The organism is Edwardsiella sp. EA181011, from assembly GCF_000800725.1.
GTDB classification, from domain to species: Bacteria; Pseudomonadota; Gammaproteobacteria; order Enterobacterales; family Enterobacteriaceae; genus Edwardsiella; species Edwardsiella anguillarum.
Genome location: NZ_CP011364.1, coordinates 1,667,745 through 1,684,742, shown reverse-complemented (window position 1 = coordinate 1,684,742; position 16,998 = coordinate 1,667,745). Strand labels below are relative to the sequence as shown.

12 protein-coding genes are annotated in these 16,998 nt (G+C 60.2%); 6 read left to right on the top strand and 6 right to left on the bottom strand.

Going from position 1 to position 16,998, the window contains the following annotated elements; genetic code table 11:
* Positions 1-68 precede the first annotated feature (68 nt).
* On the top strand, positions 69-518 hold the full coding sequence (fur, locus tag QY76_RS07455; RefSeq protein ID WP_034164191.1) for a ferric iron uptake transcriptional regulator: 450 nt from the start codon (positions 69-71) through the stop codon (positions 516-518).
* Positions 519-717: 199 nt separating this feature from the next.
* Here fur and QY76_RS07450 read toward each other — a convergent pair whose 3' ends face one another.
* From QY76_RS07450 to nagE, 5 genes are all read right to left on the bottom strand, one after another.
* Complete coding sequence (locus QY76_RS07450) at positions 718-3,384, bottom strand: beta-N-acetylhexosaminidase (RefSeq protein ID WP_034164270.1); 2,667 nt, start codon at positions 3,382-3,384, stop codon at positions 718-720.
* An 18-nt stretch (positions 3,385-3,402) separates the two neighbouring features.
* Complete coding sequence (gene chiQ / locus QY76_RS07445) at positions 3,403-3,735, bottom strand: ChiQ/YbfN family lipoprotein (RefSeq protein WP_034164190.1); 333 nt, start codon at positions 3,733-3,735, stop codon at positions 3,403-3,405.
* Between the two features lie 57 nt (positions 3,736-3,792).
* Positions 3,793-5,190: an OprD family outer membrane porin gene (locus QY76_RS07440; RefSeq protein WP_034164189.1), complete on the bottom strand. Its 1,398-nt coding sequence runs from the start codon at positions 5,188-5,190 to the stop codon at positions 3,793-3,795.
* Positions 5,191-5,752: 562 nt separating this feature from the next.
* Complete coding sequence (glnS, locus tag QY76_RS07435; RefSeq protein WP_045427875.1) at positions 5,753-7,420, bottom strand: glutamine--tRNA ligase; 1,668 nt, start codon at positions 7,418-7,420, stop codon at positions 5,753-5,755.
* 227 nt (positions 7,421-7,647) lie between these two features.
* Entirely contained in the window at positions 7,648-9,672 is a 2,025-nt protein-coding gene (nagE, locus tag QY76_RS07430; RefSeq protein WP_071844136.1) for an N-acetylglucosamine-specific PTS transporter subunit IIBC, read from the bottom strand.
* Positions 9,673-9,997: 325 nt separating this feature from the next.
* Between nagE and nagB the strand changes: the two genes are divergently transcribed.
* The 3 genes from nagB to QY76_RS07415 are packed head-to-tail and all read left to right on the top strand — an operon-like array spanning position 9,998 to position 13,225.
* Complete coding sequence (nagB, locus tag QY76_RS07425) at positions 9,998-10,798, top strand: glucosamine-6-phosphate deaminase (protein WP_015462098.1); 801 nt, start codon at positions 9,998-10,000, stop codon at positions 10,796-10,798.
* A 22-nt stretch (positions 10,799-10,820) separates the two neighbouring features.
* Positions 10,821-11,975 carry an N-acetylglucosamine-6-phosphate deacetylase gene (gene nagA / locus QY76_RS07420; protein WP_034164186.1) on the top strand — a complete coding sequence of 385 codons (1,155 nt, stop codon included), beginning with the start codon at positions 10,821-10,823 and terminating at the stop codon, positions 11,973-11,975.
* Positions 11,976-11,998: 23 nt separating this feature from the next.
* Positions 11,999-13,225 (top strand): N-acetylglucosamine repressor, encoded by a 1,227-nt coding sequence (locus QY76_RS07415; protein WP_034164185.1) that lies wholly within the window; start codon positions 11,999-12,001, stop codon positions 13,223-13,225.
* Between the two features lie 19 nt (positions 13,226-13,244).
* On the opposite strand, the gene QY76_RS07410 is transcribed toward QY76_RS07415, so the two are convergent.
* Positions 13,245-14,012, bottom strand: coding sequence for an alanyl-tRNA editing protein (locus tag QY76_RS07410; protein ID WP_034164184.1), 768 nt, complete (start codon positions 14,010-14,012; stop codon positions 13,245-13,247).
* A 176-nt stretch (positions 14,013-14,188) separates the two neighbouring features.
* Between QY76_RS07410 and QY76_RS07405 the strand changes: the two genes are divergently transcribed.
* Positions 14,189-14,947, top strand: a complete 759-nt coding sequence (locus tag QY76_RS07405) for an HAD-IIA family hydrolase (RefSeq protein ID WP_045427879.1) — start codon at positions 14,189-14,191, stop codon at positions 14,945-14,947.
* A 221-nt stretch (positions 14,948-15,168) separates the two neighbouring features.
* Complete coding sequence (asnB, locus tag QY76_RS07400; RefSeq protein WP_045427882.1) at positions 15,169-16,830, top strand: asparagine synthase B; 1,662 nt, start codon at positions 15,169-15,171, stop codon at positions 16,828-16,830.
* Positions 16,831-16,998: the final 168 nt, after the last annotated feature.

The following is a 16,998-nucleotide window of genomic DNA, read 5'->3' as shown; positions in this document are numbered from 1 at the left end:
TCACTATTATTTTCCGTTCGGTAACGGCCTCTGGGCGCTGCCGGGCGCTGTGACAGGACAGAATCCGAATGACTGACAACAACACCGCGTTAAAGAAAGCTGGCCTTAAAGTCACGCTTCCCCGTCTCAAGATTCTGGAAGTACTGCAAGATCCTACGTGCCATCATGTCAGTGCTGAAGACTTGTACAAGAAGCTGATCGACATGGGCGAGGAGATCGGTTTGGCAACCGTATACCGCGTGCTCAACCAGTTTGACGATGCCGGCATCGTTACCCGCCATAACTTTGAGGGCGGGAAATCGGTCTTTGAACTGACCCAGCAGCACCACCACGATCACCTGATCTGCCTGGACTGCGGCAAGGTCATCGAGTTCAGCGATGAGTCCATCGAGAAGCGTCAGCGCGAAATCGCCAAAAAACACGGCATCCAGCTGACCAACCACAGCCTGTATCTCTACGGCCACTGCGCCGAGAGCGACTGCCGCAGCGATGATACCCTGCACGACGAAAAGGCCTAAACCCACCGTCAGCGAAGCGGCCCACCGGGGCCGTTTTTTTTGCCCGTCGCGGGTAAAAAAAAAGCCCTCACAGACCGAGGGCAATTACTGCTCACTACTACTCAGATCGAAACCGGAATAAGGAGAGGATGAGGCCGCGCCGCGGGCGCTCATCCTAAGGCCCCCGCGCGAGGCGGGGGAAAATGAGGGTAAAATCCCGTCAGGATTTGACGGACTCCACGCGGCTAAAGCGCTTGCCGTCCGGCGACGCGGTACGCACCTGAACCTCGCCGCTCACGCTCGGCTTCGCCTTGGCATCATAGCGCTGCCACTGCTTACCGCCGTCGACGGAGTACTCCACGATCAGGCCCGGCATCGCGACGTTGGTCTCCAGCTTGCCGTTCACTACGCGGGCGCCTGGCTGCGGTACGCGATAGGCCACGCCAGACTTATCCATCTTGGCCAGCTCACGCTGCCCCATCAGGTTGGCGAAACGCTGCCAATCCTTCAGCAGAGCCTGCTGATCGACCAGATGGGTTTCGCCGCCCTTGTATTCACGCCCGGCCTGATACGGCTGTTCCCAGCCCGCCTGATGCCAGGCACGCTCGGCGACGGCCATGATGCGCGGATAGATCTTGTACTCCATCATCTCATCGGTGCGCACCACTTCGCTCCACAGCTGAGCAGAGAGGCCATAGGCGCCCGGCCACGGCTTGTCGCTCTTGGCGCTGAAGTAGTTACCGTCGCGATCGACCGACGTTTCGGCGTTCTGCGGCAGGTTGTCCGGCGCGAAGGCAAAGATCTTGCGCTCATCGCTGAAGCGAGTGCCCCAGTAGTAGCCGTTCTCCTGCGGATTGACCTCATACGGGAAGTCCATATAGACGTAATCCGGGTTGGAGATCACCACCTCATAGCCCTTGTTGGCCCAGTCGTTGGCCGAGTCAAAGCCGCCCCAGTACAGGGTATCCCAGAAGTTCACCCCGACGCGCGGCGTCGCGAATGCCTTGGCATCCTTGGCATCCTTCAGGCCATCCTGCCAGGCCTGCATCTTGCCGATGCCGTGATCCTTGACCATCTTGCTGACTTCGACCGCGAAGTAGCTCGGCAGGTGCTCCATATCGGCCACCTTGCCCTCTTTGATCATCGCCTGGCACATCTGAGACTTCGCCCACGGCTTGTCCTCTTTGCTCAGGTCGATCATCCCCTTGCCCGGCTCCGGCTTGTTCACGTCGGTGTAGCCCGGCCCTAAGCGGATGTTCTTCGCCTCATCGCCGCCGAAGTGCCAGGTGGTGAGCGGCTGGCCGGCTTCGCGGTGCATCTGGGCCATCTCGCCGATCACTTTGTCGACAAAGCGCTTGGATGAGTCCAGGCACGGGTTGAGGTAGCTGTGACGATCGTAGAACTGCACCGAGGTGGTGTTGGAGTCATCGGTCGGATCCAGCAGGCGGTACTCGTTGGCGCCCTTCTCGTCACCGGCGGCCTTCAGCTTGTTATAACGCGCCTCCATCGCCACCACCGCCGCACGGGCGTGGGCCGGCATGTCGATCTCCGGGATCACCTCAATGTGGCGCGCCTGGGCATACTTCAGCAGCTTGATATAGTCGGCGCGAGTAAAGTAACCGCTGCCGTTGTTGTTGCTGTCCGGGCCAGAGCCCAGCTGCGGCAACAGACACTGCTGTTCGCTCAGATCATGGCAGCGCTTGCCGCCGACCTCGGTCAGCTCCGGCAGGCCCGGGATCTCAATGCGCCAGCCCTCATCGTCGGTCAGATGGAAGTGGAACTTGTTCAGCTTGTACGCTGCCATCTGATCCAGCAGGCGCTCGATGGAGGCCAGGGAGTGGAAGTTACGCCCCACGTCCAGCTCAATGCCGCGGTACTGGAAACGCGGCGCATCTTCGGCGTCCAGCGTGGCGATCTTGGCGCTGCCGTTGGCCGGCAGCAGCGACAGGATAGACTGCAGACCGTAGAACACCCCGGCCTGATCGTAACCGGTCACCTCCGCGCCCTTGGTGCCGATCTTCAGCTGGTATGCGCCCGGTACCGCCATATCGCCTTTAAAGGCTTTGGTGGCGATCTGTGTCTTGATCGGGTAGCCCTTCTGGGCCTGCTTCACGCCCAGCTGGCCCAGACGCTGCTTGATAACATCGGCGCTGGCGGTGTTCAGCACCGTCAGATCCAGGCTAACGCCGCGCGCCAGATCGGCGTCCTGCTGATGCACTTTCAGCGTCAGCGGCGTCGGCATAATCTGGCCGCGCAGGCTAGCCGCCGGCAGGGTCTTCACATCGGCGTTCTTGGCAAAGCGGTTCTCCGGCGTCATCAGAACGTTTTTATCATCCTTGATGCGCTTCCACAGGTCGCCGGCAAACGGCGTCACGAACTGACGCAGATCTTCGGTATCGGTATTGGCGATCACCTTCGGCTTGGCGTCCGGCGAGGTCACGTACCAGCGCGGCATCACGTCGCTTTCGAACAGCTGCCAGTATTCGCCGACGATGGGGATCTCGATGCGCTCACCCGCGGCAAAGCCCTTGAATTTATCCGTCGGCTCAATCTTGTGCAGATCGCCGGTTACGAAGGTGATCTTGAACTGATCGTTGCCGCTCTTCAGGATCTGACGGATGTTATGGAAGTAGATGGCCCAGTCTTTCCCCTCGATGGCGCTGCCATCGTTGGTCAGGCTGATCACCGCCTGGTTGCAGGAGGCCCAGTCGGCGCCCAGCGCCGCACAGTTGACGCCGTTCTCCGCGCCGCGGTTGTCGGTGACGGCGTAGTTCACCTTCACCTGGCTGCTGATGCTGTCCACCAGCTGCTGATCGGCCTGCGCTACGCCGGAAACGCCCAGCATACCCAGTGCCGTGGCGACTACGCTCAGTTTATATCCTTTCATCATCTCGCTTCCCTTTTCTCAGTTCGCGTTACTGGCGCGGATTTCCTGCCACAGTTTGCCGCAGCGGGCCGTATAGTTGTCACCGGCGCCGCTCATCGCCGCCTCAATACACTGCTGGTAATTCAGCACGCTCACGCTCTCTTTCTGCGCGAACGCGGCGTGTGCCTTGCTCTGCTTCATCACCTCCAGAATGGTCTGGCAGGAGGCGACCTTGTCATGTTTGCCGTCGGCATCCTGAATACACTTGCCGTAGGCCTGCTTCAGCAGCTGGCCGTCCTGGGACGGCGCGCTCGGCTGCGCGCAGCCGGTCAGTACGATGGCGGCCATGGCCACACCCAGAATCGCTTTCATATTCTCTCTCCCTTGATTCGCTTAGCGCCCCTCCGCGCGTGCGGAGGGGGCAATAACTCAGAACACGGTGAACGGGGCGATAACGATAAACTTCACGTCGCGCTCATCCTGGAACATGTTGTTGTAACCGCCGCCCCAGCTCGGGTTGTCGGAGTGGTTGTCATACTGGGTGTAGTGCAGCTTAAACAGGGTGCCCTTGGCGCGACCGTCCTGAATCACGTACATCGCATCCAGACTGTAGGCGCTCTCTTTAACCCGCTCGCTCTGGTCAGCCCAGGTGCTGTTCGGCTTGGCATCCCAGGCATAGACATAGGAGGCACCGACGCCCCAGCCCGGCATATTCCACTTGCTCAGGTCATACATCACGCCGGCAAAGACGGCCTTTTCCCCGTTGGCGTTGAAATCGGAGCGGTTATCCCACCAGATATCCAGGCGACCGTTGGAGGAGGCGTAGGCCGGCGTCATACGCTGCAGGAAGTAGCCCTGCTTGCCTTCCGCCTTCACCCAGGTGCCTTCCAGACGCAGATCGAACTGACCGGCCTTGTAGCCGAAGGTCAGCGCCTGCAGCCAGGCAGTGCCGTCATAGATATTGGCGCTGCTGTTGGCGTCGGAGACGCGATCGTGCGCGCCGTAGAACTGGTAGCTGGTGGTCAGCGGGCTGCCGGCGACGTCAAACTTGTAGGTCCCCTTGGCGAAGTACTGATTCATAAAGCCCTGGGCCTGACCAAAGGCCGCTTCCAGCACCAGGCCGTTCTTGAAGTCATATTTCCCGCCCAGGGAGTGCAGGTAGGAGACCTCCTCCCCGCGGTTATCGCCCAGGCCGCCCTGGTAGAACTTGTCCATTTCCAGATGCCACGGTGCCTTATAGCGGTCGGTCCACATATAGGAGAAGCTCAGCGCACCGGCGCTATCAAAGTCAAAGTTGGCGCCGGTCTCAACCCCCTGATAGGTGCCCGGCATGAAGCTCCAGTGCGGGGCGATCAGGGTCTGGCCGGTCGGCTGGATCCAGCCGACACGCGCCCACATCGGCCCCATCTTCAGCTTGGCCGCCGCCTTGTACAGGCTGATGCCGCTCTTATCGCCGCTGTAGTTTTCGTCGTAGCCCTTGTTGATGGAGGAGAAGGCGATTTCGTTCGGGTGGCTGCTCTCCGCCGATTCGGCCATCTCAATGGCGGTGAAGGCGCCGACGTCCAGACCGATAAAGTCGGCGGCGTAGCCGGAGGAGAAGTCGAGGCTAGCGTTCCAGGTGGAGTGAGACAGGTTGGTCTTATACTGACCGGTCTCCACATCCTTGCGATCGCGCTCGCGCTGCCAGTAGTAGATCCCACCGGTCATGGTTGAATCGTCGATGAACCCTTCAGCCTGCGCCTGTGAGGGCGCCATGAAGCCGCTGCCCAGCGTTGCTGCGGCAACAGCGAGCGCCAGCACGCTGCGCTTAGCACGATGCGTAACCATAGAAAAATTCCTCTTTGACTGAAAAATGCGGCTGGCGGAGCAGCGCCCGACCAGGTCGCCAATATCCCCACAGGGGTAAAAGTTATTGGGTGTCCGGGTAAAATCCCGTTCACTTACTGCACTACTAGACTATTTTTCGCGACGCGAATTATCAAATGAAAAGTAAAAAAGATGTATCAATTTTTGACCGAGTGCACATATTCTTATATTTAGTTACATTGCGGTATAATTGGCATTATTAATGAAAAATACCATTAAAAAACAGAGATATATTTGTAATACCATTAGTGATATTGGGGAAGCTTACGGCGGGGAGCGCGGGGGGACTTACTTCATTAATGAATAATTATTACATTACAACACCTTATTAATTTGCAACGCGAAGTCATCATCTCCTATCTCCTGACCCACACCGCGCCAGAGTGGGCATACGCCGCCGCGAAAGAGGGCGCGCCGACCCGGGAAGCATCCCGCCAGCGCAGACAAAAAAACGCCACGGACCGGCGGCCCGTGGCGTTGATATTGGCACTCTACCGGCGTACTACGCCGTGCGCCGTGTCGTTCAGAGCGCCGCTTTGGCCCAGGTATCGCGCAGGCCAACGGTGCGGTTAAACACCAGATGTTCGACGGAGGAGTAGCGACTGTCGGCGCAGAAGTAGCCCTCACGCTCAAACTGGTAGGTCACCCCCGGCACCGCTGCGGCCAGCGTCGGCTCGACGAAACCGCGACGAATAACCAGAGACTCAGGGTTAATGGTGGAGAGGAAATCCTCCGCCGCCCCCGGGTTCGCCACGCTGAACAGGCGATCGTATAGGCGGAACTCCGCCGGCAGCGCATGGCTGGCGGACACCCAGTGGATCACCCCTTTCACCTTGCGGCCATCCGCCGGATCCTTGCTCAGGGTGTCCGCATCGTAGCTGCAGTAAATGGTGGTGATCTCGCCGTCGGCGTCTTTCTCTACGCGCTCGGCGCGGATCACGTAGGCGTTGCGCAGACGCACCTCTTTGCCCAGCACCAGACGCTTGTACTGTTTGTTGGCCTCTTCGCGGAAGTCGGCGCGATCGATGTACAGTTCGCGGGCGAACGGCATCTCACGGCTGCCCATCTCCGGATTGCTCGGGTGGTTCGGCATGGTCAGCAGCTGTACGCTGTCGGCCGGCAGGTTTTCGATCACCAGGCGCACCGGATCCAGCACCGCCATCGCGCGCGGGGCGTTTTCATTGAGATCGTCGCGGATACAGGACTCCAGCGCCGCCATCTCGACGTTGTTGCCCTGCTTAGTCACCCCGATACGACGGCAGAACTCGCGCACGGCGGCGGCGCTATAGCCGCGGCGGCGCAGACCCGAAATGGTCGGCATACGCGGATCGTCCCAGCCCTCGACAATCTTCTCGCTCACCAGCAGGTTCAGCTTACGCTTGGACATGATGGCGTATTCCAGGTTCAGGCGCGAAAATTCATACTGACGCGGATGGCACGGAATCGAGATATTATCCAGCACCCAGTCGTACAGGCGACGGTTGTCCTGGAACTCCAGGGTGCACAGGGAGTGCGTGATGCCCTCCAGCGCATCGGAGATGCAGTGGGTAAAGTCGTACATCGGGTAGATGCACCACTTATTGCCGGTCTGGTGGTGATCGGCAAACTTAATCCGATACAGCACCGGGTCGCGCATCACGATAAACGGCGACGCCATATCGATCTTGGCGCGCAGGCAGGCGCTGCCTTCGGCGAACTCGCCCAGACGCATTTTTTCGAACAGCGCCAGGTTCTCCTCCACGCTGCGGTCGCGGAACGGGCTATTTTTCCCGGGCGAGGTCAGGGTGCCGCGGTATTCGCGGATCTGCTCGGCGCTCAGCTCATCCACATAGGCCAGCCCTTTGCCGATCAGCTCCAGGGCGTACTGATGCAGCTGATCGAAATAGTCAGAGGAGTAACGCACCGCGCCGCTCCACTCGAAGCCCAGCCACTGTACGTCACGCTTGATGGACTCAACGTATTCGATGTCTTCTTTGACCGGGTTGGTATCATCGAAGCGCAGGTTGCACAGCCCTTGATAGTCTCTGGCGATGCCGAAATTCAGACAGATGGACTTGGCGTGGCCAATGTGCAGGTAGCCGTTTGGCTCCGGCGGGAAACGGGTATGCACGCTGGTGTGTTTACCGGACGCCAGATCTTCATCAATGATCTGACGGATAAAGTTGGTTGGGCGGGCTTCAGCCTCACTCATCTTCTGTTCCTCTATGCCAAAAAACGCGTTCTCATCGTTCCATGATCTAACAACCCTCGGGCGGAAACAACCGTTCTATCGGTAAAATACCGACGTTTTTTTTGTGATCTCCGCGGAAGTAGCGGATAAGCGCGCCGCGCCGCGCCCTCCCCCGGCTCCGGACAATAAAAAAAACGGGGGGCCCTCTCGGGCCCCCCGCCGCGTGACGCAACCGTATGACGGCGGCGTTACTTGTTCAGAAGGGTATACAGCTTGCTCTGACCGGCGACCACCTGACCGGAGGCCAACGCCCCCACGCCGCCAAAGTCATCGATATTGCTGACCACCACCGGGCTTATCATGGAGCGCGCATGGGCGTTCAGGTAATCCAGATCCATCTCCAGCACCGGCTGGCCGACCTTCACCACATCTCCCTCTTCCACCAGGCGCTTAAAGCCCTGCCCGTTCAGCGCCACGGTATCGATCCCCATGTGCACCACCACTTCCACACCGTCATCGCTCTCCAGACAGAAGGCGTGGTTGGTGTTGAAAATCTTCACCACGGTGCCGTTGGCCGGCGCCACGACCATCTTATCCGTCGGACGCACCGCCAGACCGTCGCCGACGGCTTTGCTGGCAAACGCCTCGTCCGGCACCTCGCTCAAGGCCACCACCTCACCGGTGATCGGTGATACCAGCGTCGAGTGGACGCCGGCGGCGGCGTTTGGCGTCGCCTGGGCCTTCGCCGCTGGCGCGGTCGGGGCGGCGGCGCTTGCCGCGGCGGCAGGTACCGTGCCCGCCGTGCGCATCGCGTTGGCGATCTTCTCGGCCACGAAGCCGACGATGATCTGTACGCTGGTCTTGTTCAGGCGGATCACGCCGGAGGCGCCCAGCTTCTTGGCCATCGCTTCGTTGACCAGCGAAGAGTCCTTCACCGTCAGACGCAGACGGGTGATACAGGCATCGATACCGGTCAGGTTGGCGGAGCCGCCGACGCAGGCGATATACTGGCGAGCCAGCTCGCTGACGTCCGCGTCTTTGGTCAGATCCAGATCTTCATCGTTGCCATCGACCTCTTCACCCGCGCCGCTCAGCTCACGCCCCGGCGTCATCAGGTTGAATTTGGTGATGGTGAAACGGAACACCACGTAGTAGATAACGAAGAAGACCAGCCCCTGCGGGATCAGCATATACCAGTGCGTCGCCAGCGGGTTACGGGACTGCAGCGCCATATCCACCAGGCCGGCGCTGAAGCCGAAGCCGGAGATCCAGTGCATGCTGGCCGCGATAAAGACGGAGATACCGGTCAGGATGGCGTGCAGCACGTACAGCACCGGCGCCACGAACATGAAGGAGAACTCCAGCGGCTCGGTGATCCCGGTAAAGAAGGCGGCAAACGCGGCGGCCAACATGATACCGGCGACCTTCGCCTTGTTCTCCGGACGGGCGCAGTGGTAGATGGCCAGCGCCGCACCCGGCAGACCGAACATCATGATCGGGAAGAAGCCTGCCTGATAGCGACCGGTGATACCGACCACCGCCTTACCGCTCTCGATGGACTGGGCGCCGCCCAGGAAGTTCGGAATATCGTTAATGCCGGCGACGTCAAACCAGAACACGGAGTTCAGGGCGTGGTGCAGACCGACCGGGATCAGCAGACGGTTAAAGAAGGCATACACACCGGCCCCCACGGAGCCCAGCTTCTGGATATGCTCACCGAAGTTCACCAGACCGTTAAAGATCACCGGCCAGATATACATCAGGATAAAGGCCAGAATGATCATCAGGAACGAGGTCAGGATCGGAACCAGACGGCGGCCGCTGAAGAAGGAGAGCGCCTTGGGCAGCTCAACGCTGCTATAGCGGTTATACAGCTCGGCCGAGATGATACCGACCAGGATACCGATAAACTGGTTATTGATCTTACCGAAGGCGGCAGGAACCTGATCCACAGGAATCTTCTGGATCATCGCCACCGCGGCGGGTGAACACAGGGTGGTCACCACCAAGAAACCGACAAAGCCGGCCAGCGCCGCCGCGCCGTCTTTATCTTTGGACATACCATACGCAACACCAATGGCAAACAACACCGACATATTATCGATGATGGCTGAGCCCGACTTGATGAAGAACGCCGCCAGCGCGTTGTCTCCTCCCCAGCCGACCGGGTCGATCCAATAACCGACACCCATTAGTATTGCTGCGGCCGGTAGCGTCGCTACCGGCACCATCAGCGCGCGGCCTACCTTTTGCAAATAACCGAGAATACTCACATTTCCCCCTATTGGACCTACAATGCAAAGGGCACTGCCGGTCTCATCATCACTGATTTAAGTATTTTGTTGATAATATGAACCACACTGGAGAGTGTAAAAAAATTATTTTTCTCCGCAAATTAAAACCTCCTGATTTGTGATTATTATCACCAACAATAGGTGAAATGTTGTCTGCAGGCTGGCTATCTATGAAAACTTATTTTATTATTCGAAAAATCAATCGGCGCGGTAGGCTCCTTCGCAGGAGAGCCGGGAGCCAATGGGTCATCACCGGCGCCGAACCCGCTTTTCGTTCAGTTTCCCGTTTTGTAAAAGGTGCCCTATGAGACTTATTCCGCTGCATAACGCGACCGACGTTGGCCTGTGGTCTGCCCGCCATATCGTTAAGCGCATCAACGCGTTCAAGCCTACCGCCGAGCGCCCGTTTGTGCTGGGTCTGCCGACCGGTAGCACCCCGCTGCAAACCTATAAGCGTCTGATCGAACTCTATCAGGCCGGTGAGGTGAGCTTCCGCCACGTCGTCACCTTCAACATGGATGAATACGTAGGTCTGGCAGAATCACACCCGGAAAGCTATCACAGCTTTATGTATAATAATTTCTTCAACCATATTGATATTCAGAAAGAAAATATCAATTTGTTAAATGGTAACGCGCCGGACGTGGACGCCGAGTGCCGCCGCTACGAAGAGAAGATCCGCGCCTATGGTAAGATCAATCTGTTCATGGGCGGCGTCGGCAACGACGGGCATATCGCCTTCAATGAGCCAGCCTCTTCGCTGGCTTCGCGCACCCGGATCAAGACCCTGACCGAAGATACCCGCATCGCCAACTCCCGCTTCTTCAACGGCGACATCAGTCTGGTGCCGAAGTATGCGCTGACCGTCGGCGTGGGCACCCTGCTGGACGCGGAAGAGGTGATGATCCTGGTAACCGGTCACGCTAAATCCCTGGCGCTGCAGGCCGCGGTCGAGGGCAGCGTCAACCATATGTGGACTATCAGCGCCCTGCAGCTGCATCCTAAGTCCGTGGTGGTCTGCGATCAGCCGGCGACCATGGAGCTGAAGGTTAAAACCGTTAACTATTTCCGCGAGCTCGAAGCGGAAAATATGAAAGATCTCTGATAATTACGTCCGGGGGAATGTGATGTACGCCTTAACTCACTGTCGGATTTATACCGGCCACGATATTCTTGACGACCATGCTGTGGTGATCGCCAATGGTTTAATTGAAAAAATCTGTCCCGAGTCTGCGCTCGCACCGGATATCGCCACCCGCGATCTGGGCGGCGCCATCCTGGCCCCCGGCTTTATCGACGTTCAGCTCAACGGCTGCGGCGGCGTGCAGTTTAACGACAGCGAAGAGGCCGTCAGCGAGCAGACGCTGGAGATCATGCAGCGCGCCAACGAGCGTGCCGGCTGCACCAGCTACCTGCCGACGCTGATCACCTGCAGCGACGCCATGATGCAACGCGGTATTACGGTGATGCAGTCCTATCTGCGCCGCCAGCGTAACCAGGCGCTGGGGCTGCATATTGAAGGGCCCTATATCAGCCTGGAGAAAAAGGGCACCCATAACCCGCGCTATATCCGCCGCCCGGATCGCGCCATGCTCGACTTTATCTGCAGCCACGCCGAGGCCGTCGTCAAGGTGACCATGGCGCCGGAGATGAGCGACGACGCGGCCATTCAACAGCTACGCGCCGCCGGGATCGTGGTCTCCGCCGGCCACTCCAACGCCAGCTACGAAGAGGCGCGCCGCGGCTTCGCCGCCGGAATGCGCTTTGCCACCCACCTCTACAATGCGATGCCGGCGATCAGCGGCCGCGCGCCGGGGCTGATGGGCGCCATTTTCGACACCCCTGAGGTGTATACCGGTATCATCGCCGACGGCCACCACGTGGCCTGGCCGAACATCCGCATGGCGAAAAAGCTCAAGGGCGACCACCTGGTGCTGGTCACCGACGCCACCGCGCCGGCGGGTTCAGACATTGACAGCTTCATTTTCGCGGGGAAAACAGTATATTACCGCAATGGGCTGGTCGTGGATGAAAATGGTACGCTGAGCGGATCGGCGCTGACCATGATAGAGGCGGTGCAAAACAGCGTTGAGCACGTCGGCATTGCGCTGGATGAAGCTCTGCGCATGGCCAGCCTCTATCCGGCGCGCGCCATCGGCGTCGCGCAGCGGCTGGGCAGCATCGAGCCGGGTAAGGTCGCCAACCTGACGGCGTTTACCCGCGACTTCCGGGTAACCACGACCATCGTTAACGGCGAAACCGTCTACCAGCGCGGCGGTTGAATGACAACACAGGTGAGAGAGTGATGGCCACTGGCGGACAGGGACAAATTGGTAACGTCGATCTGGTAAAGCAGCTGAACAGCGCGGCGGTCTACCGCCTGATCGATCAGCAGGGTCCGATCTCACGGATTCAGATTGCCGAATACAGCCAGCTGGCCCCCGCCAGCGTCACCAAGATCACCCGCCAGCTGCTGGAGCGCGGGCTGATCAAAGAGGTCGATCAGCAGGCCTCCACCGGCGGGCGGCGCGCCATCTCCATCGTCACCGAGACGCGTCGCTTCCAGGCGATCGCCATTCGCCTGGGGCGCCACGACGCCACCATCACCCTGTATGACCTCAGCGGCAAGGCGCTGGCGGAGACGCACTACCCGCTGCCGCAGCGCACCCAGGAGACCGTCGAGCACGCCCTGTTTCAGGCCATCGACCACTTCATTAACGATTACCAGCGCAAAATCCGCGAGCTGATAGCCATCGCCCTGATGCTGCCCGGGCTGGTCGATCCGGATCTCGGTATCGTCCGCTACATGCCACACATTACGGTCAGCGACTGGCCGCTGGTTGAACGCCTAGAGGCGCGCTTCCGCCTGGCCTGCTTTATCGGTCACGATATCCGCAGCCTGGCGCTGGCCGAACACTACTTCGGCGCCAGCCGCGACTGCCGGGACTCGATCCTGGTGCGGCTGCACCGCGGCACCGGCGCCGGGATCATCGTCGATGAGAACATCTTCCTCGGCAGCAACGGCAACGTCGGGGAGATCGGCCATATCCAGATAGATCCACTGGGAGAACGCTGCCACTGCGGCAACTTTGGCTGTCTGGAAACCGTGGCGGCCAATGCGGCTATCGAACAGCATACCCGTCGCCTGCTGGAGCAGGGCTACCCTAGCAGCCTGACGGCCGACGGCTGTACCATCAACGCCATTTGCCGGGCCGCCAACCGCGGCGATAGTTTAGCCGTCGAGGTGATTGAACGGGTCGGGCGCAACCTGGGGCGCGCTATCGCTATCACCATCAACCTGTTCAATCCCCAGAAGATCGTCATCGCCGGCGAGATAACCGAAGCCGGCAAGATCCTATTGCCGGCCATCGAGCGCTGCATTCAGACCCAGACGCTGAAAAACTTTCGCCACAACCTGCCGGTGGTCACCTCCGAGCTCGACCACCGCTCCGCCATCGGCGCCTTCGCGCTGGTCAAGCGCGCCATGCTGAACGGCGCGCTGCTGCAGCGTCTGCTGGAGCATCACGACTGAGAATCGCGCGGCGCGTCGGTTATACCAGGGGCTGCAGCGCGATAGCGATCCGACTGCGCTCGCGGCCGCTGCTCTTTTTATGGAAAAAGATCGCCGCGTCGCTGACCTCGGACAGTGCCTGCACGTGGGTGCCGCCGCAGGGGATCAGCGTCTCGCCATAGCGCCAATAGAAGAGGCTGTCCGTCTCCGGCGCCGGCTCTACCGCCAAGGGGTGCGCCTGCGCCAGCATATCGCGGGTATGGGCCTGAATGGCGGAGAAGTCATCCTCGCTCAGCTTCTTATCCAGTGAGAACACCGCCCTCTGCGCATCGATGGTGCACCCCTTGACGCCGACGCCGGCGCTGAAGTGGCGGTTAATGGCGGAGAACAGAAAGTGCGCCAGCGTATGGTGGCGCATGATGGCGTAGCGCCGCGGCCAGTCGATCTGCATGATAACGCGGTCGCCGGGCTGCAGATCCGCCGCGTGGGCCAGGCGGTGTACGATCCGCGTCTCCACGTCCACCAGCGGTACGTTGACCCCCTCGCGCTTGATATACAGCTTATGCCCCAGCCGGTGCTGCACATCGACCACCGGGCAAGGCGTTCCGCCCGCGGCGGAGCGGATCGACCCGACGTCGCAAACCTGTCCCCCCGACTCGGCGTAGAAGATGGTCCTGTCGAACACCGCCAGATCGTTTTCAAGGTACAGCAGCGTAGCTTCCAGGCGGGTCAGGTAGGGCTCCTGGTTATATACCCGCTGCGTCGCCGGCTGCGCATAGACGCGGTCACGGTCATAGTGAAATTCCATATTCGTCCTCATTTATCCTGATCTGGGTATCCCCGCACGTACGTCCCTCTGACTCTACCCCAGCGGACCGGCGACGGCACCCTCTGATTGCCGCCCCGGCCCGGCGTGAAGCGGGCGATAATACGCTCAGCCGTGGTATAGTCACTAACTGCATTATCAACGAGAAGCTCTCAGCTATGACAATAAAAAGCGTTATTTGCGATATTGACGGCGTCCTGATGCACGACAATACGCCGGTTCCCGGCGCCCGTGAGTTTTTACAGCGGCTGCAGCAGCAGGAGATGCCGCTGGTGATCCTGACCAACTACCCCGCGCAGACCGGGCAGGATCTGGCCAACCGTTTTGCCTCCGCCGGCATCGACGTCCCTGAGCAGGTGTTCTATACCTCCACCTCCGCCATGGCGACCGCCGACTTCCTCAAGCGACAGGAGGGCAAGAAAGCCTACGTCATCGGCGAGGGGGCGCTGATCCACGAGCTGTACAAGGCCGGCTTCACCATCACCGACATCAACCCGGACTTCGTGATCGTCGGCGAGACCCGCTCCTATAACTGGGAGATGATCCACAAGGCGGCCTACTTCGTCGCCCACGGCGCGCGCTTTATCGCCACCACCCCCGACTCCCACGGCCGCGGCTTCTTTCCCGCCTGCGGCGCCCTGTGCGCGCCCATCGAGCTGATCGCCGGCCGCGCGCCGTTTTACGTCGGCAAACCCAGCCCGTGGATTATCCGCGCCGCGCTGAACAAGATGCAGGCCCATTCGGAAAGCACCGTTATCATCGGCGATAACCTGAAAACCGATATTCTGGCCGGCTTCCAGGCAGGACTGGAGACCATTCTGGTGCTCTCCGGCGTCTCCACCCTGGAAGACGTGGACACCATGCCCTTCCGCCCCAGCTATATCTATCCGTCGGTGGCCGACATCGACATTCTGTAATCGCCCCCTGCGGCGGCCACGGCCGCCTTTTTTTAGATATTCTTCAATAAAATCGCGTTTTTTTTGAAATCTATCTAAAAATAAGCGCCAGCAAAAAACTTTTTTATCCCGCCAGAGCAAAATACTTGATTTTCATTCATCGGATGACGCATGTTGATGTCATCCGCCGCGCCGCAGGGCGCCGCGCCACCTGATACCGCCAATGCCGTAGGGGAAACGCTATGTGTTCGATCTTTGGAGTGCTCGACCTGAAAACCGATCCGCAGGCGCTGCGCAAGACAGCGCTGGAGATGTCCCGACTGATGCGCCACCGCGGCCCGGACTGGTCCGGCATCTATGCCGGTGAACGCGCTATTCTGGCCCATGAGCGCCTGTCTATCGTCGACGTCAACACCGGCGCCCAGCCGCTGTACAACGCACAGCGCACCCATGTTCTGGCGGTCAACGGTGAAATTTATAACCACCAGGCGCTGCGTGAACGCCTGGGCGATCGCTATGCGTTTCAGACCGGCTCCGACTGCGAGGTGATCCTGGCGCTGTACCAGGAGTATGGCCCGGACTTCCTCGACCAGCTGCGCGGCATGTTTGCCTTTATTCTGTATGACGCCGAGCGGGACGCCTATCTGATCGGCCGCGATCACCTGGGGATCATCCCGCTGTACATGGGGCACGATGAGCACGGCAACCTGTTTGTCGCCTCCGAGATGAAGGCGCTGGTGCCGGTATGCCGGACGCTGCGTGAATTCCCCGCCGGCAGCGCCCTGTGGAGCCGCGACGGCGAGATCCGCCGCTACTACCGGCGCGACTGGTTCGACTATGCCGCCGTCGAACATAACCCCACCGACGCCGCCGCGCTGCGCTGCGCGCTGGAGGAGTCGGTCAGAAGCCACCTGATGTCCGACGTGCCCTACGGGGTTCTGCTCTCCGGCGGGCTGGATTCGTCCATTATCTCCGCCATCACCAAGAAGTTTGCCGCCCGCCGCGTCGAAGATGACGAGCGCAGCGCCGCCTGGTGGCCACAGCTGCACTCCTTTGCCGTCGGCCTGCCGGGGGCGCCGGATCTGAAGGCCGCCCAAGAGGTCGCCGACCACCTCGGCACGGTGCACCATGAGATCCACTTCACCGTCCAAGAGGGTATGGACGCCATCCGCGACGTGATTTACTACATCGAAACCTACGACGTCACCACCATCCGCGCCTCGACGCCGATGTACCTGATGGCCCGTAAAATTAAAGCGATGGGGATCAAAATGGTGCTCTCCGGCGAAGGCGCCGACGAGGTGTTCGGCGGCTACCTCTATTTCCATAAGGCTCCCAACGCCAAAGAGTTCCACGACGAGACGGTGCGCAAGCTGCTGGCGCTGCATATGTATGACTGCGCACGCGCCAACAAGGCGATGGCCGCCTGGGGCGTCGAGGCGCGGGTTCCGTTCCTCGACAAGGCGTTTTTAGACGTGGCCATGCGCCTCAACCCGCGCGACAAGATGTGCGGCGACGGACGCATCGAAAAGCAGCTGCTGCGCGAATGCTTCGAGTCCTACCTGCCGGCCAGCGTCGCCTGGCGCCAGAAGGAGCAGTTCTCCGACGGCGTCGGCTACAGCTGGATAGACTCGCTGAAAGCGGCCGCCGCCGTCCAGGTCAGCGACCAGGCGCTGGCCAACGCCCGCTTCCGCTTTCCCCACAACACGCCGACCAGCAAGGAGGCCTACCTGTACCGCGATATCTTTGAGCAGCTGTTCCCGCTGCCGAGCGCCGCGGAGTGCGTGCCCGGTGGCCCCTCCGTCGCGTGCTCCTCCGCCAAGGCCATCGAGTGGGACGCGTCCCTGCGTAAAATGGACGACCCCTCCGGACGCGCCGTCGGCGTACACCAGTCCGCCTATTAACCTCCCGCGGCAGCGCCCTCTTCCCTAGCGGGCGCGCCGCACCGACTCCCCCTGTCAGGCCGGCGTTAGCCTACTTTTCACCGACTTTTGCTGCTTTTCACGCCGACCTGTATAATCAATCGGCAAACGTGCGCGACGATGGCGTTTCTGCTAAAAAAGGGGTTGACG

Bases quoted from the DNA above. Each gene is read 5' to 3' on its own strand.
- nagB (WP_015462098.1), top strand. From the start codon at position 9,998: ATGAGACTTATTCCGCTGCATAACGCGACCGACGTTGGCCTGTGGTCT.
- QY76_RS07450 (WP_034164270.1), bottom strand. From the start codon at position 3,384: ATGAAAGGATATAAACTGAGCGTAGTCGCCACGGCACTGGGTATGCTG.
- QY76_RS07410 (WP_034164184.1), bottom strand. From the start codon at position 14,012: ATGGAATTTCACTATGACCGTGACCGCGTCTATGCGCAGCCGGCGACG.
- chiQ (WP_034164190.1), bottom strand. From the start codon at position 3,735: ATGAAAGCGATTCTGGGTGTGGCCATGGCCGCCATCGTACTGACCGGC.
- fur (WP_034164191.1), top strand. From the start codon at position 69: ATGACTGACAACAACACCGCGTTAAAGAAAGCTGGCCTTAAAGTCACG.
- QY76_RS07415 (WP_034164185.1), top strand. From the start codon at position 11,999: ATGGCCACTGGCGGACAGGGACAAATTGGTAACGTCGATCTGGTAAAG.
- QY76_RS07440 (WP_034164189.1), bottom strand. From the start codon at position 5,190: ATGGTTACGCATCGTGCTAAGCGCAGCGTGCTGGCGCTCGCTGTTGCC.
- glnS (WP_045427875.1), bottom strand. From the start codon at position 7,420: ATGAGTGAGGCTGAAGCCCGCCCAACCAACTTTATCCGTCAGATCATT.
- nagA (WP_034164186.1), top strand. From the start codon at position 10,821: ATGTACGCCTTAACTCACTGTCGGATTTATACCGGCCACGATATTCTT.
- QY76_RS07405 (WP_045427879.1), top strand. From the start codon at position 14,189: ATGACAATAAAAAGCGTTATTTGCGATATTGACGGCGTCCTGATGCAC.
- asnB (WP_045427882.1), top strand. From the start codon at position 15,169: ATGTGTTCGATCTTTGGAGTGCTCGACCTGAAAACCGATCCGCAGGCG.